Raw genomic sequence first — 18,641 nt, forward strand, 5'->3', positions numbered from 1 at the left:
GGCACTGAAGCGAATGACCGATTTCATCGCGACTGTGCCGGTGCCCTGATACGAGTGGTTCTCAACCGATCGGCTGCGCGCGCGGGAACTGGTTCAAGATGCCCCGGCAATGGTTCCAAACGGGTTCGGTACCCAATGTGACTTCAGCTCACGACTTAGCGGCGATCCAGAGTTGCCGGCCGGCTTCGTGCCCCCACTATGCCGACAAGCAAATGCTGATACGGCAGGTTTCGGGTGCTCCGCAACCCAGACTCAACGTCTGACTAGGGGTCGGAAGCTGTCGCAAAATATGGTCGAAAGATATGTCTTTGTCGTGAAGGTTGTCGCTCCAACAACATGGAGCGCAAGAAATGGAAATATCAGATCAGACTACCTCCCTTGATCCCTACTTCGCGTCGTTCGAGGACAGTTTTTCTGCAAAGAACTACAAACCCGATACCCTGGCGAATTACCGATACCTGCTTCGCCGCTTCGGGCGATTGCTCGAAACCGAGGGCATTGCACCCTCGGCGTTGACGCCAGAACTTGCCGTCGAACTAGGGCGACGGTTGCCGGTCACACCAAAAAGCCAGATCAAGGTTCCCAATCTTGCCAGGCTGTTTGTCGCGCATCTGATTGAGATCGGGGTGGCGACACGGCCACCGTTGACACCTGCGCAGGCCGAACGTGCAGAGTTGCTGAGCAATTTTGAAACCTATCTTCTGCAGCAGCGCGGCCTCAGCCCGCGAACGATTTATCATGTGCTGCGGTTCGCGGATCGCTTCCTCGATCATCGCTTTGGTGACAATATGCTCGATCTTCCGGCGATGAACATCCGGGATGTCGTGGCGTTCATGGAGCACCTGCTCGCGCGCAAGCACCCGTTCCGCGACAAGACGCCGGCCACGCATCTGCGCAGCTTCTTCCAGTATCTGTTCGCACAGGGCCTGACGACGACCAACCTGTCGCTCAGCGTGCCTAGGACGCATAAGCCCTGGGGCGCCAGGCTTCCGCGTCATCTGTCTCCCGATGAGGTGGAGGCAGTTCTGGCCTCGGTACGGGTCAATCCGCGGCGCGGCGCCCGCGACTACGCAATGCTGATGCTGATGGCCCGCCTCGGCTTGCGCGCACCGGAGGTCATCGCGATGCAGCTTGATGACGTGGACTGGCGGGCCGGCGAGTTGCTGGTCCGTGGAAAAGGCCAGCGTCATGATCGGTTGCCAATCCCGCCCGACGTCGGCGAAGCCATCATCGGCTATTTGCAGCAGGAGCGAACGTCAACGACCACGCGCACGCTGTTCGTGACGCACCGAGCGCCAAACCGCCCATTCAAGGACAGCCAGGTCATAAACGACATCTTGAAGGAAGCGTTCGCGGCGACGGGCGTGAAGCCGCCGACGCCCTATGTGGGCTCGCATGTTCTGCGCCACAGCCTAGCGACGAATATGGTGCGCTCCGGCGCATCGCTTGAGGAAATCGGCGATCTGCTACGGCATCGGTCGCGGGCGACGACGATGATCTACGCGAAACTCGACACGGATGGCCTACGCTCCATCGCCCAATCTTGGCCCGTCGCGGAGGAGGCACGATGAGCTTCCTTGCCGAACTTGACCGCTACGTGACTCTCAGAAGAGTCCTCGGCGCCGATCTGAGTACCGATGCACGGATACTCCGTCGCTTCGCCACCTTCGCCGACCGCGATGGCGCGCAGCACGTGAACACCAATCTGGTCATGCGCTGGCTCGAGAGCCTGCCATCCGCCAGTCCCGGAACCCGGGCAACACGCTTCAGGGTGGCCCGTCAATTTGCGGAATGGTTGCATGGCATTGATCCGAGGCACGAGGCTCCACCCCGAGGATTGGTGCCTGGCCGCCTTCAACGCGTGCATCCATATATTTATAGCGAAGCTGAAATCGTTGCGATCATCGATCAGGCGCGGACGTTACCATCGGTCTACGGCCTGCGTGGCCTGACCTGCTCGACGCTCTTCGGGCTGATCGCCGTGACCGGACTTCGGATCAGCGAAGCTCTCGGTCTCGATCCTGCTGACCTGGAGGTTGAATCCGGCATTCTTCACGTCCGGCAGGGCAAATTCGGCAAGGAGCGATTGCTGCCGCTGGATCATAGCGTCGTGCAACGGCTCGAAAGCTACGGCCGCGAGCGGGACCGGCTGCTCGGGCGCAGGCCGGGAGCATTCTTCGTGACCTGCGAGGGGCATCGTCTTGGCGATTGCAGCGCCCGCTACAACTTCGCGCATGTGTGCCAGCAGATTGGGCTACGAGAGCCGCAGCTTTATCTTCGACATGGCCGTGGGCCGCGCATTCACGATCTTCGCCACACCTTCGCGGTGCGGACCATGCTGAACTGGTACCGGTCGGGCAAAGATGTCAGCCGCGAGATGATCAAGCTCACGACATGGCTGGGTCATGCAAGCCCTGCCAATACCTATTGGTATCTGGAAGCGGTCCCGGAACTGCTGGAACTGGCTTCGTCCCGAATGACTGGCGTGGCGGCGGAGGCGGGAATCCGATGAAGGCGACCAACTTCCCCGCGCTGATCCAACGCTTCTTCACCGACCGGCTCTCTACGCAAATGGAGGCGAGCCGCCACACCGTCGCTGGCTACCGGGACACATTCCGGTTGCTGATCCGGTATGCGAGTTCCAGGTGCGGGAAGCCGCCGACGAAGCTCACGATCGAGGATCTCGACGCCGATCTCGTTGCCGACTTCCTGACCCATGTGGAAACGGCGCGCGGCAACACGGCGCGCACCCGCAATACACGCCTTGCCGCGATCCGATCATTCTTCCGCTACGTCGCAATGACCGATCCGAGCTGGCTTCTTCATTGCCAGCGTATTCTCTCGATGCCGAACAAGCGGTATGTGAAGCGAAGCGTGACGTTCCTTGACGCTCAAGAGATCGCGGCGCTGCTCGCAGCACCAAATCGAACGATATGGGTGGGACGCCGTGATCACGCTCTGTTGCTGCTTGCGCTTCAGACCGGATTGCGAGCGTCAGAACTGATCAATCTGCGCTGCAAGGACGTGGTTCTTGGGACTGGCGCCTACATCCGCTGCATCGGAAAGGGGCGGAAAGAACGCAGCACTCCTCTTCGTCGCGATACAGCTAAGCTGATTCAGGGCTGGATAGGCGAACGCCGTAACAGCGATGGGCCATTGTTCCCGTCGATCCGGGGCGAGCGGCTCAGTCGCGATGCGTTGGAACACCTGGTGCGCAAGCATTGCCTAGCAGCATCACGAGTTTGCCCGAGCCTCGCAGGCAAGCGCGTCACGCCGCACACGTTGCGGCACAGCACGGCGATGGAATTGCTGCATCATGGTGTCGACCAATCCGTGATCGCTCTATGGCTTGGGCACGAATCCGTGGAAACAACCCAGATCTATATCCACGCCGACATGCGGCTGAAGGAAAAGGCGCTCGCGCAGGTTGCCAGCCCAGAAACGCATACCGGGCGTTATCGCCCAAGCGATGAGCTGCTCGCTTTCCTCGAAACGCTCTGATTATGCCGAACTGCCGCATGGCCGACAGCAGACGCAACGGCCGCCGAACTCGGCCATGCGGCATAATCCAGCTTACGGCATAATGACCCTTATGCCGATATCGGCATAAGGGGCACGCCACAGGACATGCGTCGCGGCTCGCCAGAGATTTCTCGGGCAGCTTCGGCACCAGGAAATACGCCTTCGAGGAACTCGTCGCCGAGATGAACGCCGCCTTCTGCTGCGCCTCGCTCGGTATCGTGCCGACGGTGCGCCATGCCGATTACATCGGCTCCTGGCTTGAGGTCATGCGCGAGGATTCCCGGGCCATCGTGCGTGCGGCCAGCCAAGCGAGCAAGGCGGCCGACTGGCTGTTGTCCCATCTGCCAGAGGGCGACGTCGATGCGCGACAGAAAACTGCGATCGAAGGGAGGGCTGCGGCATGATCCTCCTGACTGATACACAGCGCACGCAACTTCTCGCCAATGGTCGCCAACCGAATGTCGACCACGTCCCCATCGTGAAATTTTTCAACCCGTTCGGCGCCGGCGTCTGGCTCGCGACCGAACTGGAGGCGAACGGCGACACCATGTTCGGCCTTGCCGATATCGGCTATCCCGAGCTGGGCTCTTGGAGTTTCGAGGAACTGCGCTCGATCCGGCTACCCTTCGGCATGGGTATCGAGCGGGATCTGCTCTTCATCGGCGACTTCCCGATCTCGGTTTGGGCGGATGCGGCGCGGGAGACCGGCAGCATCCGCGATGCCGAGCGCCTGCTATACCGCTCAGCTCGTCCCTTGACCCGGAAATCCTCCGATACGGAGACCCGGCGTTCCTGATTTCCGGGTTTCCGGCATTACGGTCCTGCGTCGCTCTCTTCAGAGGAAGAGGGCGGCGCTTCGCTTCGTGACGGGCTGGTTGCCGGAGAGAGAGGCTCCCCGGCGTCCGTCATGGAGTAACTGACATGGCCACTGCCACTCAGAAGATCACCCTGTCGTCCTCGCGCGACATCCCCTTCAACAAGCTGGTGCTCAGCCAGTCCAATGTCCGACGCGTGAAAGCCGGCATCTCGGTCGAGGCACTGGCCGAGTCCATCGTCCGCCGCGGCCTGATCCAGTCGCTACATGTCCGACCCGAACTCGACGCGGAGGGCAAGGAGACCGGCCTCTTCGAAGTCCCTGCCGGCGGCCGCCGCTACCGGGCGCTGGAACTGCTGGTCAAGCAGAAGCGCCTCAACAAGACGGCCCCGGTGCCCTGCATCGTCTCGGAAGCCGGAGACGACATCCTGATCGACGAGGTCTCGCTCGCCGAGAACATCGAGCGCGCGCCGCTGCATCCACTCGACCAGTTCCGAGCCTTCCAGGCCCTGCGCGAGAAAGGCATGGGCGAGGAGGAAATCGCCGCCGCCTTCTTCGTCGATGCCAAGGTGGTGAAGCAGCGCCTGCGCCTGGTCTCGGTGGCGCCCGCGCTGCTCGACGTCTACGCCGAGGACGGCATGACGCTCGAACAGCTCATGGCCTTCACCGTGTCGGAGGATCACGCCCGGCAGGAACAGGTCTGGGAGGCGATCAAGGATGGCTGGCAAAAGGAGCCATATACCATCCGCCGCATGCTGACCGAGACCACGGTGCGTGCCTCCGACAAGCGGGCGCTCTTCGTCGGCATCGAGGCGTACGAGGCGGCGGGCGGCCATGTGCTGCGCGATCTCTTCCAGCAGGACGATGGCGGCTGGCTCCAGGACCCGGTGCTGCTTGATCGGCTGGTCGGCGAGAAGCTGAAGGCCGAGGCGGAGACCATCGCCGCCGAGGGCTGGAAGTGGATCGAGATCGCGGCGGACTTCCCCTATGGTCATACCAGCGGCATGCGTCGCTTGGCCGGCACCACCATCGACCTGACTGAAGAAGAATGCGCCAAGCGCGCAAAGCTCCGCGACGAGTTCGACGAGTTGGAGGCGCAGTATGCCGAGGCTGACGAACTGCCCGACGAGGTGGATGCACGGCTTGGCGAAATCGAGGAGGCGCTGGAGGCCTTCGAGGACCGGCCGATGCGCTATGACGCGGACCAGATAGGCCGCGCTGGTGTCTTCGTCAGCATCCGCCACGACGGTCAGCTCGCCGTCGAGCGCGGCTATGTCCGTCCCGAAGACGAGGTGGCGGCGGGTTCCGAGGACGATGACGCCGATGGTGCATCTCCCGAAGGCGGTGAGGACGGTAACGTCCAGCGAGCCGTCATCACCGTCGGTGGCGCCTCGGCGGAGACTGATGAGGACGATGAAGCCGAAACCATCCGGCCGCTGCCTGACCGTCTCGTCAGCGAATTGACCGCGCATCGCACGCTGGCGCTCCGCGACGCTGTGGCGACGAACCCGCATGTCGCCATGACGGCGCTGCTGCATCGTTTGGTCACGGATTGCTTCCTGCCGCACTCCACCAGGGGGTGCCTCGAAGCCCATGTCCGGGAGGTTCACTTCCCGGCGCAGGCCGAGGATCTGGGCGAGAGCGCTTCAGCCCATTCCATCACCGACCGGCACGAACGCTGGGGCGATCACATCCCAGCTGATGACGCGGCGCTCTGGGATTGGCTCACCGATCAGGACGAGGACACCCGCATGGAGTTGCTCGCCCATTGCGTCAGCTTCGGCGTCAACGCGCTGCACGAGAAGCCCAACCCCTATAGCGGCATGGGCGTTAGCCAGCACGGGCTCGACGTGCGCCTGTCCCAGGCCAACCGGCTGGCGCGGGCGACCGGTCTCGACATGGTGGCCGTGGGCTGGCGGCCGACCGTCTCCAACTATCTCGGCCGCGTGACCAAGCCGCGGATCATCGAGGCGGTGCGCGAAGGCGCTGGCGAGCGGGCGGCCCAGCTCATCGATCACCTGAAGAAGGGCGATATGGCCAATGAAGCCGAACGGCTGCTGGCCGAAACCGGCTGGCTGCCGGAGCCGCTGCGCATGGTGGACCCCGATGCCGAGGTCGATGCGGATGCCGATATCGACGCAGAGGCGGACGATCTGCCCGAGTTCCTCGCCGCAGACGGTGAGGAGGACGATGTCACCGAGGACGAAGACCCGCAGAGCATGGTTGCAGCGGAATGACGTCCACGCGGGGCGGCCAGCGTCGCCCCGCATTTCTTTCCTCAACTTCAGGAGGTCAACATGACCCTGAAACGCAACACGCCGAACCGGCGCATCGTCTTTTCCTATCTCGTCCCCGTGCATGTCGAGGTCGAGGACGGCATCGTCGCCGATGTCGTCGTCATCGACGAAACCCCGATCCGCGATCCCACGCTGATCAAAGGTGACGACGACCTGTTTGCCCAGGCCGTCACCGACGCCAATGACGGACGGGCATGGCCGTCCTGGCGCTTCGGCTACTGATTTCACTTCCGTTTCCGCAACTTGCCCGGTCCCTGTGACCGGGCTTTTTCTTTGGAGATACCTCATGCCGGCAAACTTAGACATCGACCAGATATTCAGGGAGGACCCTGCCAACCCGCTTTCCGGACGCACGCTGCCCTGGGAGGAAACCCGCGACGGCATTACCGTAGTCGTGGAACCCAAACCCCATTGGGCGGAAGACATGCGCGCCTTCCGTCTCAACCTACGCGAATACTGCCGTTATGCCGATTGGGCCGCACTTGGTGGTCGTGCCCGGTTCTACGGTCATATCGACACCTGCGGCGATGACGTGATGATGAAGGCGCGCGCTATGATCGCCCGCGAAATCGCCGATGGGCTTTGGGGCTGAAGTCAGTCAAGGCGGTCCGGCTCCATGCGGATGACCTGGCATCCACCGATATGGGTCCAGTTCCAGCTTCACCATGATGCCGCTAAACTTGTCGGGTAGCGGGTTCCAATCCGACCTGAGCGAACACACTCCTGATGCCAGCATGGCTGCAAGGCTGGCGCGGCCAAGCATCTGCGATGGGGTATCCGGCACCTCTGCCAGAGGCAAAGCACCACCCCCGCTTCCATTCGCAAACCTTGGTCTGATCCGTCTCTTGGGCATTCAACCCCGGAGGGGTCGGCTTACGCACGCGTGCCGCCCTCGCGGATTCGGGACAAGCCCCGAACGCACGAGGGTGATTGCAGATCCGGTCAGACACTTCGGGCGCCTGTCGCGCGGGGGATGGTCCTCCGCCTCCCAAAGACAGGAGCCAATCCCGATGTCCTATGCAGATGCCACCGCCTTCGCCGCCAGCCTCGCCGCCACGCTGATAGTTTCGATCGTCGTATTCCAGGCCGGAGACGGAACCCACGGCGCCATGCCCGCAAACGAATTCGATGGCGACGACGACATGGTGAAGCTGGAACTGGACCCATGGGCCTGAGGCGCGAAAGCGCCTCGTCCCCCGCGGCCTGGCGCGCGGCAAACCCGCGACCGGGCCTTCAGCGCTGCGAGCAGGCCCATCGCCGGCAGCGGAACCGGGGCGTGCCCCGGTCAGTGAGGAAGAGTTCGGGCGGTTCGGCCGTGACGGGTTGGTTGCCGGAGAGAGAGGCTCACCGGTGCCCGTCATGGAGTGATCCCGATGACCTTTTCCCACCCTGACGCCTTCCGCCCGATTGGTCAGATTCTTGCGACCGAGGTGCTGCCCGCGCTGTACCGCGCCCAGAAGCTGCCGTTGCGCATCTCCTGCATCGGCATCGCCAGCTATGGGGGCAGTGACAAGGCCGGCAGCTTCGATCGCACCATTCCGCTGGAGCAGAGCCCGTCGCCCGACGAAGCCATGCGTTTCGCGGCGTTGCGCCTGTCGCGCGGCGATATCGGTACTGATCCCGACGAGGTTCTGCATTTCCGCCCGCGCATCATGCTCATCCAGGACCGCGAGCACGGCCTGGTCCTCGCCGGAGAAATCCGTGCCGGGATCATTTTCTGGCAGCAACCGGTCGCGTCGGACGCCGAGGCCCGCCAGATCGTGACTGAGGCCAGCCGTCTGCGCGGCATCGCCTTCCGTACATCGGACCCCGCCGAGGCCCGTAACCTGCGCTACCGCGCCGCCACGCTTGAGGCCAGGCTGGTCGATCCCCTCTGGCGGGAAATCGCCGCCGACCTGCTCAGCCTGCCACGAGCAGCCTAATCTTCTTCCTCCCGTCCATCTGGTCCGGTTCTGCACTGGGCCGTTACATTCTGGAGACCGCCATGGCCGATTATTACACGCATTTCTCCTGTCTGCTCGACGTAGGCACGGCCGAGAACGCTGTCCGCGCGCTCGACATCTACAACACACTGGCGCACGAAAACGCCGCCGAAGACCCGCCCTCGGATGGGTTTCTTCTCTCAATCCAGCCCGAGCATGGCGGCACGCAGATCTGGATACGCGATGACGGCACCGGCGATCCGGAGCATGTCATCCAGTTCGTCAAGCGCTGTGCAGCCGAGTTCAGCCTGACCGGAAGATGGGGATTCCAGTACGCCTCGACCTGTTCGAAACCGAGAATCGACGGCTTCGGCGGCGGCGCGCATGTGCTCGATCTCGCCACCGGAGAGACCGTCGCTTGGACCTATACCGATGGCTGGCTCGCCGAAGTGCTGGATGGAGGTGACCCCGATGCCTGAGGTCATCGAAACAACCGTCTATCGCCTCGACGAGCTCTCCGTGGATGCGAAGGACAAGGCGCGTGCCTGGTATCGGGAGGGCGGGTTCGATTATGACTGGTATGACGCCGTCTATAAGGATTTCCAGCGCATCGCGGACATCCTCGGCATTCGCCTCAAAACCCGCACCGTCCGTCTGATGGGCAGTGGCACGCGGCAAGATCCCTGCATCTGGTTCCGGGGCTTCTGGTCGCAAGGGGACGGTGCTTGCTGGGAAGGATTCTACTCCTACCGCAAGAACGCCTCGGCCGAGATCCGGTCCTACGCTCCGTTGGACGCAACGCTTCATGGTATCGCCGATGCCTTGCAGGCGGTTCAGCGACGCAATTTCTACCAGCTTCGCGCCGACGCCAGCCATCAAGGGCACTATTATCACGAATATTGCATGGCGATCTCGGTCGAGCGCGACAGTCCGACATATCAGGACAAGACGGCCGACGCCGAGGATAGCGTCATCGAGGCGCTGCGCGATCTCGCGCGCTGGCTCTACCGCCAGCTTGAGCGCGAATACGACTACCTGTCTTCGGACGAGGTGGTTGATGAAACCATCGTCGCCAACGACTATACCTTCACCGAAGCCGGTCGCCGCTTCGGGTGATCGGAAAGCGCCCCACCGTCAGGTCGGGGCGCTTTTTTCATGTCGCCATATCCAGAGGAAGAGGCTCGCCGGGACGAGGTGAGTCCGGGCGGTTGAGAGAGAGCGCCGTCCAGGCTTTTTCGTTCCCGCTCTCCCGAGGTCCCCGAAATGAACATCTCTTCTCCCGTGACCGACCCGGTCACGCCGCTGGCGGCTGCGCCCACGATCCTTGCTGCGGCCAATCTCCTGCTTCCCCATCTCGAACGCGGCCAACGTGTCGATGCGGCAATTTTGCGCAACGCGATGGAAACCGCCTTCGGTGTTTCCGATGCGACCGGCGCCTGGGACTGGAAGCTGGCCTACGAAGCCTGCGAAGTTGCCACCGTCCTTTTCCTGCGCAAATACGGAAAGGCCCTGTTCCGTAAAGCCGAGTCTCCTGCTGCACGGCTCGATCCGCTGGCGAAGATCGCAGGCCTGCTGCCGACCCAGACCCGCCGCTCCGAGGAAAGCCAGAACTTCCAGCAGTTCAGCACCCCGATCCCGCTGGGGCTGGCCGCTCTCGCTGCCGCTGCAATCACGCCCGATGACGTGGTGCTGGAGCCCTCGGCGGGCACCGGCCTGATGGCGATCCTGGCGCAGACCGCCAGCGGCTCCCTGATCCTCAACGAATTGGCGGAGACCCGCGCCGATCTTCTCTCTTCCCTCTTTCCGGCCTTTCCCGTCACCCGGTTTGACGCCGCCCAGATCGACGATCATCTGGCGCCGGACGCCATCCCCTCCACTGTCGTCATGAACCCGCCATTCTCGGTCATGGCGAACGTCACCGGGCGGATGGCCGACGCTGCGTATCGCCATGTCGCCTCGGCGCTGGCCCGGCTCGCTCCCGGCGGGCGGCTGGTCACGATCACCGGCGCTAACTTCGGTCCCGAAGCTCCCGCCTGGCGCAATGCCTTCACCCGCTTGCAGGCGCGAGGCCGCGTTGTGTTCACCGCCGCCGTCGATGGCGCAGTCTATGCGAAGCACGGCACCAGCATCGACACGCGGCTGACCGTCATCGACAAGCTGCCTGCCGGTGATCCGTCCACGTTTCCGGCGTCGCCTGGGATCGCGCCGGATGTCGCCACGCTGATCGGCTGGATCGGGGCGCAGGTTCCGCCGCGTCTGCCGGTTACGCTGCCGAAGGCGGCGGCGCTTGCGGCCACCGGCACCACGAAGACTGTGCGTGGTTATCTCGCCCACTCGGCCGCCAAGCGTGCCGCCGTGACTCCGGCCAATGATCCCGAAGGTGTCGAACTCACCTATGAGACGGTGGACTGGACGCCGCCCGAGGGCGCGCGCCTATCAGACGCGATCTATGAGGAATATGCGCTGCAATCTCTGCGCATTCCTGATGCTCAACCGCATCCGACGAAGCTAGTGCAATCCGCCGCCATGGCCTCGGTTGCGCCGCCCAAGCCTTCCTATCGGCCCATGCTGCCTGCTGACATTCGTGAGCGCCTGTCAGACGCCCAGCTTGAGACGGTGATCTATGCCGGGGAAGCCCATGCCGATCATCTCGCTGGCGCTTGGACAGTGGACGAGCATTTCGACAACGTAAGTGCTGCACCCGAAGATGCGGCAGGCGCTGTCCGGTTCCGTCGGGGATTCATGCTCGGTGACGGTACCGGCGCGGGCAAGGGCCGCCAATCGGCCGGGATCATCCTCGACAACTGGCTGCGCGGACGCCGCAAGGCGGTCTGGATCTCCAAATCCGACAAGCTGATCGAGGATGCGCAACGCGACTGGTCGGCGCTTGGCATGGAGCGACTGCTGGTCACGCCGTTGTCGCGCTTCCCTCAGGGCAAGCCGATTACGCTCACGGAAGGCATCCTTTTTACCACCTATGCCACGCTACGCTCCGATGACCGTGGCGAGAAGGTTTCGCGCGTCAAGCAGATCGTCAAATGGTTGGGCTCCGATTTCGATGGAGTGATTATTTTCGACGAGAGCCATGCCATGCAGAATGCCGGCGGCGGCAAGGGAGAACGCGGCGATATTGCCGCCTCGCAGCAGGGCCGCGCGGGCCTGCGGCTCCAGCACGCCCTACCGGATGCCCGTGTGGTCTATGTCTCGGCGACCGGCGCCACCACGGTTCACAATCTCGCTTATGCGCAGCGGCTTGGCCTCTGGGGCGGTGAGGATTTCCCGTTCCAGACCCGCGCCGAGTTTGTTGAAGCGATCGAGGCCGGTGGCGTGGCGGCGATGGAGGTATTGGCCCGCGACCTGCGATCTCTCGGCCTCTATACCGCGCGCTCGCTCTCCTATGATGGCGTCGAATATGAACTGGTCGAGCATGCGCTGACCGACGAGCAGCGCCGCATCTACGATGCTTACGCGGCCGCGTTCGCCGTGATCCATGGGAACTTGGACGCGGCAATGGAGGCCGCCAATATCACCGGCAGTGAAGGCACGCTGAACCGGCAGGCGAAGTCGGCAGCGCGGTCGGCGTTCGAGAGCACCAAGCAGCGCTTCTTCGGTCATCTGCTGACCTCGATGAAGACGCCCACCCTGATCCGCTCGATCGAGGCCGATCTCGAGGCAGGCCATGCGGCCGTCATCCAGATCGTCTCGACCGGCGAGGCGCTGATGGAACGGCGGCTGGCCGAGATCCCGACCGAGGAATGGAACGACATTTCCGTCGACGTCACGCCGAGGGAATATGTCGGCTCGTATTTGCAGCATTCCTTCCCGGTGCAGCTCTACGAGCCCTTCACCGACAGCGAAGGCAATCTCTCCTCGCGGCCGGTTTTCCGGGACGGCCAGCCGGTCGAAAGCCGCGAAGCCGTGGCCCGGCGCGACGAGATGCTCGAACAGCTCGGCTCGCTGCCGCCGGTCCCCGGTGCGCTCGACCAGATCGTCCAACGCTTTGGCACCGATCTGGTGGCGGAGGTCACAGGCCGCTCACGCCGCATTGTGCGCAAGGGCGAAGGTGCAGCGGCACGCCTCGCAGTCGAGAACCGGGCGCCGTCCGCGAATCTTGCCGAGACCTCGGCCTTCATGGACGACCAGAAGCGCATCCTCGTGTTCTCCGACGCCGGCGGCACTGGGCGCAGCTATCACGCAGAGCTTTCGGCGCGGAACCAGCGTCTGCGGGTGCATTACCTGCTCGAACCCGGCTGGAGGGCCGATACCGCCATTCAGGGCCTCGGGCGCACCAACCGCACCAATCAGGCGCAGCCGCCACTGTTCCGGCCTATCGCCACGGATGTGAAGGCCGAGAAGAGGTTTCTTTCGACCATTGCCCGCCGCCTCGATACGCTCGGTGCGATCACGCGCGGACAGCGGCAGACCGGTGGTCAGGGGCTGTTCCGGCCAGAGGACAATCTGGAGAGCGCCTATGCCCGCGATGCGCTGCGCCAGCTCTATCTGCTGATCGTGCGCGGCAAGGTCGAAGGATGCTCGCTCGAGCGCTTCGAATCCGCCACCGGCCTGAAACTGATGGATTCGAATGGCATCAAGGACGACCTGCCACCGATCACCACCTTCCTCAATCGCCTGCTGGCGCTGACCATTGAGCTTCAGGGCATCCTGTTCTCGGCCTTCGAGCACTTGCTGGAAGCCCGGATCGACGGGGCCATCGCGTCCGGCTCCTATGACATGGGGCTGGAAACGCTCAGGGCCGAAAGCTTCATCGTCACCGATCGTCAGGTGATCCACACTCATCCGGGCTCCGGCGCGGAAACCCGGCTCCTGACCCTCACCGAGCACAGGCGCAACCAGCCGGTGACGCTGGATGCCGCGCTGGCGGAACTCGGCGATCCGCGCGCGAAGCTGCTGGTCAATGAGCGGTCCGGTCGGGCGGCGGTGCAGATCCCGACCACCAGCGTCATGCTCGATGATGGCGAGATCGAGCGGCGCATCCGGCTGATCCGGCCGATGGAGGCGATGAACATTCCCACCCGCATGATGGGCGAGACTCATTGGGTGGAAGCCGACCGCACGGCTTTCTCTTTGGCCTGGGATGTCGAACTGGTGGACGTGCCGGAGTTCACCGACAGCATCCTGCATATGGTGACGGGGTTGCTCCTGCCGATCTGGAAGCGCCTGCCGCAGGAGTCGTCCCGCGTCTATCGGCTCCAGACCGATGAGGGCGAACGGATCATCGGTCGCCGCGTCTCGCCCGCATGGGCGGCGAACGCCGCCACCAGCGGGGTTGCGACCAGCATCACGCCGGACGAAGCCTACGCTGCACTGATGGAAGGCCGGACGATCTTCGATCTGGCCGAAGGACTGCAACTGCGCCGGTCCCGGGTGATGAGCGCAAACCGGATCGAGCTTTCCGGTTTCACTGACACCATGCGCGAGCGGCTTCGCGCCTATGGCCTCTTCAGCGAGATCATCTCGTGGAAGCTGCGCTTCTTCGTGCCGGTCGATGCATCCGGGCCGAAAATCATCGGCAAGCTCTTCGACCGCTATCCGGTCGAGCGCATCTCCGAGCGGGAGGCAGCGTAATGGCTCGTCTCAATGCTTCGGAGCTGGCGCAGCGTCTCGGCCGACAGGCCGAGGCGGTGTGCCGTCGCTATCTTTCGAACGGGCGCAAACAGGGCAATTACTGGCAGGTCGGCGATGTGCAGAACAATCCGGGCCGCTCCATGTTCGTACGCCTGACCGGGCCGGAATCAGGCAAGGGCGCGGCGGGTAAATGGACCGATGCACAGAGCGGCGAACATGGCGATTTGCTCGACGTGATCCGCGAAAGCCTCGGCCTGATCGACTTCGCCGATGTTGCCGAAGAAGCCCGGCGCTTCCTCAGCCTGCCGCATCCCGAACCGGAACCGCAGCTCCGCCAGACCCGAACGCCGCCTGCGCCATCGGGATCATCCGAGGCTGCACGCCGCCTCTGGCGCATGACGCAACCGTTTATCGGCAGTGTCGCGGAAACGTATTTGCGCAGACGTGGCATTACGGATTTTCGCAGGACCGCAAATCTGCGTTTCCATCCGAACTGTTACTGGCGGCCCGAGGGCGATGGGCCAACTGAAACCTGGCCCGCCATGATCGCCGCCGTCACAGACCTCAATGGCAAGATCACCGGGGCGCATCGCACCTGGCTGGTCCGTGACGGCTCCGGCAAGGCGCCTGTCGATCCTCCGAGGAAGGCGATGGGAGACCTGCTCGGACACGCCGTCCGTTTCGGGGAAGCGCAGGATGTCATGGCGGCAGGAGAAGGCATCGAGACCATATTGTCCCTGCGACAGGCTTTGCCAATGATGCCGATGATCTCCGCACTCTCGGCCGGGCATCTCGCAGTCACCCTATTCCCGCCGCATCTGCGCAGGCTCTATATCGTCCGCGACAACGATCCGGCAGGCAACAGCGCGCGGGACAGCCTGGTGGACCGGGCCATCGAAGCCGGGATCGAGGCGATCACGCTCTCGCCCTCGCCCATGCTGGGGGATTTCAATGACGATCTGGCCGCCCGCGGACTGGATGCACTTCGGGCGCAGATCCGGGTGCAGATCGCCCCCGAGGATGTCAGCCGCTTCATGGCCCTGACGCCATAGCCGGCACCGGGGCCGTGATCGGGCTGGATCAATCCTGTCACGCGCATACGAGGTTGCACCATCGTCGGCAGAGGACCGCGCCTTGGCCTTCTCAGAGGGCGAGCGGCCCACAAACGCTCCGGCCCGGCAATGGCCGCGTCCGGCTAATTTCCGTCGCCCCTGCGGGGCTTTACAGCGCGAAACAAATTAGCCGGACCCGTCCATCGAGGCCCTCGCGCAGGGCTCGGGCTGCCAGACCGGACCGTCCGCGGGCTTTCGTCGCCATGAAGGCCGCGACGGTCGCGGTCCAGCCTAGGGAGCATCCCATGTATGCCCATGACGATTTTGAACCCGATCACAGCACGTCCCCGACCGGCCATGTCATCGAGGACCTCGAACTCTATGGCTACCGACCCGCCGAGGACGAGGCCGATCCTCGGATCATGCCCGAGGATACCGCCATCCAGACCGCGGTCGCCGACATCTTCGACGCCCTGATCTCCACCATGGCCGATACTGGCCTCGATTCCGACCTCGACGAAATCATGTGGTCCACCGTCAACACCTTCCACCGCGCCGTCGAGCGGATCGAACGCAAACTCGACGACAACGAGCAGGTACAGAGGCGCCTGCAACGGGAACAGGACGGCAGCGAGGTCAAATCCGTCCAACTGGAGACCCTGATCGGCATCGGCCAGAGCCTGATCGAGCGCCGCGACAGCATGGAAACCTTCCGCGACACCGCCGCCGACATCTACCTGCGCACCACCGGCACGCCCTGGTCGCCGCGCTCCGGTTCACGGGTCAACCATCGCCAGATGACCTCGGCCATGATCGACAGCCGCGACTTCATCGCCGCCAAACACCGGGCCGACAACGAGGTGCTGCTGCCCGCCGGGCCGAAGATCGCCTTCTCAGGCGGTGACACCACCGATCACCGGACGATCTGGGCCAAGCTCGATCAGGTGCATGCCAAGCACCCGGACATGGTGCTCCTCCACGGCGGATCGCCGAAGGGTGCCGAACGCATCGCAGCCACCTGGGCCAATAACCGCAAGGTGCCACAGGTCGCCTTCAAGCCCGATTGGACCAAACACGCCAAGGCCGCCCCCTTCAAGCGCAACGACCGGATGCTCGATACAATGCCGATCGGGGTCATCATCTTTCCCGGCACCGGTATTCAGGAAAATTTCGCCGACAAGGCCCGCAAGATGGGCATCCCGGTCTATCGCCTGGCGGAGGGCAGCGCGTGAGCGCTGCCAGCCAGAAATCGACAAATCGGCCGCGCGCGCCAACGCGCATGGCATCTCGCCATTCCGGGCAATGTCATGCTATGTTCCGCCTTGCGCCATGGTGGTGGTGGAAGGCGCGACCGTTCCAATTCAACGGGAGACGCCACCATGATCGTTCTCGGAATCCTTGCATCATTCGCCGCCATTGCGGCCATGTGCTGGTTGTTGTTCAACCTGGCCGTTTTCGCCCTGCCGTTCCTCATCGGACTTCATACCGGCATATGGGCCTATGGCACCGGCACAGGCTGGCTCGGTGCAATCCTCGTCGGCGGCTTCGCGGCCGGGCTGACGCTTGCCATCGGTCAGGCGCTGATCATGCTCGTTCGCCCGCTCTGGGCGCGCTTTGTCATCGCGCTGATCTTCGTGGGGCCGGCCGCGCTCGCCGGGTTCTACGCAACCCTCGGGATCACCAGGGCCATGATGCCCTCGGAAACATGGCAGATGATCCTCGCCGTCATTGGCGCTGTCGCCGTTGGCGTTTCCGCCTTCCTCCGCATTGCCGGCATGGCCGCCGACTCTTCGGGCAGCTCTCCTGTGCGCGCCTGACACTGCCGATCATCCGATAAGGCGGGCCTAGATCAGCGTTGGACTGCCATCCCGATCATCAGGATGCCGGTATGGGGGTGGTGTGCGGATCGGCATGAGGTCCCCGTCGCGGCCCGTGGTCGTGCGGTGGAGGACCAACCGTTCGCGCGGCAGACCACAGCTGTGATCGGGGGAGGCGCCGGCGGGGGGCGCATGGAGAAAGATGCGCGCGGCCTGTCGCGGGTGAGTGAACCGGCCGGCGAACAGCCGGTCAGAACAATGGGTGTCCGTAGCCGCCATCGCCTCCGTTCCTCGCCCGTCCCATGACCGCTCCATACGGCCCCTTCAATGGCCTGATCTGGCCGAAGACCGGCTACGCCTCGACCGGCTTGGCGCAACAGCGCCGCCATAACTTTCTTCCCCTGGGCTACGCCCATTCCGCGCGGAACAAGAAAGTTCTGCCTTTGCTGTCCAGCCCCCGGCAAACCGGGGGTGCACCGCCGGTCGTCTCCGGCCTGTCGATCGCCATCGGGCCGCAATGGTGCGGACCCGGAAACGGAAAACGGAGACTCAAAATGGCTACCATCGGCACCTTCAAGAAGACCGGCAACGAATTCACCGGCGAAATCGTCACCCTCAGCGTCCAGGCCAAGGGCGTGCGCATCGTCCCCGACACCCGCGCCACCGGCGAGAACGCCCCCAGCCACCGCGTCCTGGTGGGCCGCGCCGAGATCGGTGCCGCCTGGTCAAAGCGCTCCAACGAGGGCCGCGACTATCTGGGCCTCAAGCTCGACGATCCGAGCTTCACCGCCCCGATCTACGCCAACCTCTTCGACGAGGAGGACGGCGAGACCTACGCGCTGATCTGGTCCCGCCCCACCCGCCGAAACGGCGAGTGAAACGCACAAAGGCTCCGGCCGGAAGGTCGGAGCCTTTCCCATGCCTGTGGGAAGCCTTTTCGCCCACGGCGCCCCTATACCCGGTTTTCCGCCCGGACCTGTCCGTAATTGGCAGCTGCCTTGTCGCCAAGCGGCCCCCATTCGTCGGGAGCCTCACCCGGTGGAGCAAAATGGCCAACGAACCGACCATTGGGACGCGCCGCCTGAAACAAAAGGATCGCGCGAAAGGTCGATCTCCGCGCGATCCTTGGGACCGTCTAAATGCAGGGCGGTTTTCCAAGGACAGCAGCATAGCTGATTATTGACCGGCATTTAGATATACATCGCCGGATCACGGAAACATAGTTAATAAGAAGATAACTATACGTGATCTGGTTACGCGAACAACGTTTCAGATTATTCTGTCTACCTTCAGTATAGGGGCCGACCGAAACTCTTTATTCCGGGCGCTGCCCCGTGCGTCCGTTAGTAGGGAGGATGCGCCATGCTGAAGATCGATTGGCGGGTGCCGGCGGCTTACGTGCATACGAAGACCATCCCCGCCGCCGGTTTCGCCTGGGAATATCTCCGTCGCAATGACGACTACCGGCAGGACTTCCAGATTCTTGTGCGGGCAAAACGGCCGAAAGCAAGCGAACTGGAAGCCTTCGTCCGGCGCTGGGGGTTGCGATTTCCCGCACGACCCCGACAAACCGCCTGACCGCGATCCGCTGTTCTGGTCGCCCCGATTCCAGCCCCAGGCCATCAAACTGG

The 18,641-nt window shown here is 63.5% G+C and carries 18 protein-coding genes and 1 pseudogene; 18 read left to right on the plus strand and 1 reads right to left on the minus strand.

Translation table 11 applies throughout. The features are described 5' to 3' along the window. Window positions 1-350 precede the first annotated feature (350 nt). The 16 genes and pseudogenes from E4P09_RS01990 (at window position 351) to E4P09_RS02065 (ending at window position 17,010) form a co-directional block, all read left to right on the plus strand. Window positions 351-1,571, plus strand: coding sequence for a site-specific integrase (locus E4P09_RS01990; RefSeq protein ID WP_137387900.1), 1,221 nt, complete (start codon window positions 351-353; stop codon window positions 1,569-1,571). Further along, window positions 1,568-2,512, plus strand: a complete 945-nt coding sequence (locus E4P09_RS01995; protein WP_137387901.1) for a tyrosine-type recombinase/integrase — start codon at window positions 1,568-1,570, stop codon at window positions 2,510-2,512. The genes E4P09_RS01990 and E4P09_RS01995 overlap by 4 nt, the downstream gene beginning before the upstream one ends. Next, a complete protein-coding gene (locus E4P09_RS02000; protein ID WP_024897186.1) occupies window positions 2,509-3,501 on the plus strand; it encodes a tyrosine-type recombinase/integrase in 993 nt (330 codons plus the stop codon). The genes E4P09_RS01995 and E4P09_RS02000 overlap by 4 nt, the downstream gene beginning before the upstream one ends. Window positions 3,502-3,611: 110 nt before the next feature. Then, window positions 3,612-3,926: pseudogene (locus E4P09_RS02005) on the plus strand (zincin-like metallopeptidase domain-containing protein); the annotation flags it as partial. After that, complete coding sequence (locus tag E4P09_RS02010) at window positions 3,923-4,318, plus strand: DUF2958 domain-containing protein (RefSeq protein ID WP_137387902.1); 396 nt, start codon at window positions 3,923-3,925, stop codon at window positions 4,316-4,318. The pseudogene E4P09_RS02005 and the gene E4P09_RS02010, both read left to right, overlap by 4 nt. 125 nt (window positions 4,319-4,443) lie before the next feature. Further along, complete coding sequence (locus E4P09_RS02015) at window positions 4,444-6,573, plus strand: ParB/RepB/Spo0J family partition protein (RefSeq protein ID WP_137387903.1); 2,130 nt, start codon at window positions 4,444-4,446, stop codon at window positions 6,571-6,573. 60 nt (window positions 6,574-6,633) lie between these two features. After that, window positions 6,634-6,855: a hypothetical protein gene (locus tag E4P09_RS02020; protein ID WP_137387904.1), complete on the plus strand. Its 222-nt coding sequence runs from the start codon at window positions 6,634-6,636 to the stop codon at window positions 6,853-6,855. Between the two features lie 64 nt (window positions 6,856-6,919). Further along, window positions 6,920-7,225 (plus strand): hypothetical protein, encoded by a 306-nt coding sequence (locus tag E4P09_RS02025; protein ID WP_137387905.1) that lies wholly within the window; start codon window positions 6,920-6,922, stop codon window positions 7,223-7,225. A gap of 418 nt (window positions 7,226-7,643) precedes the next feature. After that, window positions 7,644-7,808 carry a hypothetical protein gene (locus E4P09_RS02030; protein WP_137387906.1) on the plus strand — a complete coding sequence of 55 codons (165 nt, stop codon included), beginning with the start codon at window positions 7,644-7,646 and terminating at the stop codon, window positions 7,806-7,808. 198 nt (window positions 7,809-8,006) lie between these two features. After that, window positions 8,007-8,555 carry a hypothetical protein gene (locus E4P09_RS02035; protein WP_137387907.1) on the plus strand — a complete coding sequence of 183 codons (549 nt, stop codon included), beginning with the start codon at window positions 8,007-8,009 and terminating at the stop codon, window positions 8,553-8,555. A gap of 62 nt (window positions 8,556-8,617) precedes the next feature. Then, complete coding sequence (locus E4P09_RS02040; RefSeq protein ID WP_137387908.1) at window positions 8,618-9,034, plus strand: hypothetical protein; 417 nt, start codon at window positions 8,618-8,620, stop codon at window positions 9,032-9,034. After that, window positions 9,027-9,671 carry an antitoxin of toxin-antitoxin stability system gene (locus tag E4P09_RS02045; protein WP_137387909.1) on the plus strand — a complete coding sequence of 215 codons (645 nt, stop codon included), beginning with the start codon at window positions 9,027-9,029 and terminating at the stop codon, window positions 9,669-9,671. Before E4P09_RS02040 ends, E4P09_RS02045 begins: the two co-directional genes overlap by 8 nt. Window positions 9,672-9,818: 147 nt before the next feature. After that, window positions 9,819-14,141: a strawberry notch family protein gene (locus tag E4P09_RS02050; RefSeq protein WP_137387910.1), complete on the plus strand. Its 4,323-nt coding sequence runs from the start codon at window positions 9,819-9,821 to the stop codon at window positions 14,139-14,141. Next, window positions 14,141-15,193, plus strand: coding sequence for a DUF7146 domain-containing protein (locus tag E4P09_RS02055; RefSeq protein WP_137387911.1), 1,053 nt, complete (start codon window positions 14,141-14,143; stop codon window positions 15,191-15,193). Before E4P09_RS02050 ends, E4P09_RS02055 begins: the two co-directional genes overlap by 1 nt. A 305-nt stretch (window positions 15,194-15,498) precedes the next feature. Further along, window positions 15,499-16,425: a DUF2493 domain-containing protein gene (locus E4P09_RS02060; RefSeq protein WP_137387912.1), complete on the plus strand. Its 927-nt coding sequence runs from the start codon at window positions 15,499-15,501 to the stop codon at window positions 16,423-16,425. Between the two features lie 147 nt (window positions 16,426-16,572). Continuing rightward, the gene (locus tag E4P09_RS02065; protein ID WP_137387913.1) at window positions 16,573-17,010 is read left to right on the plus strand and encodes a hypothetical protein; all 438 of its coding nucleotides are present in this window, start codon (window positions 16,573-16,575) and stop codon (window positions 17,008-17,010) included. 27 nt (window positions 17,011-17,037) lie between these two features. Here E4P09_RS02065 and E4P09_RS02070 read toward each other — a convergent pair whose 3' ends face one another. Further along, window positions 17,038-17,289, minus strand: a complete 252-nt coding sequence (locus tag E4P09_RS02070; RefSeq protein ID WP_137387914.1) for a hypothetical protein — start codon at window positions 17,287-17,289, stop codon at window positions 17,038-17,040. A 275-nt stretch (window positions 17,290-17,564) separates the two neighbouring features. On the opposite strand from E4P09_RS02070, the gene E4P09_RS02075 reads away from it, so the two are divergent. Both E4P09_RS02075 and E4P09_RS02080 read left to right on the plus strand, forming a co-directional pair. Next, window positions 17,565-17,888, plus strand: coding sequence for a DUF736 domain-containing protein (locus E4P09_RS02075; RefSeq protein WP_137387915.1), 324 nt, complete (start codon window positions 17,565-17,567; stop codon window positions 17,886-17,888). 484 nt (window positions 17,889-18,372) lie between these two features. Then, the gene (locus E4P09_RS02080) at window positions 18,373-18,588 is read left to right on the plus strand and encodes a transcriptional regulator domain-containing protein (protein ID WP_137387916.1); all 216 of its coding nucleotides are present in this window, start codon (window positions 18,373-18,375) and stop codon (window positions 18,586-18,588) included. Window positions 18,589-18,641 lie beyond the last annotated feature (53 nt).

The sequence above is a fragment of the Rhodoligotrophos defluvii genome (assembly GCF_005281615.1).
Classification (GTDB): Bacteria; Pseudomonadota; Alphaproteobacteria; order Rhizobiales; family Im1; genus Rhodoligotrophos; species Rhodoligotrophos defluvii.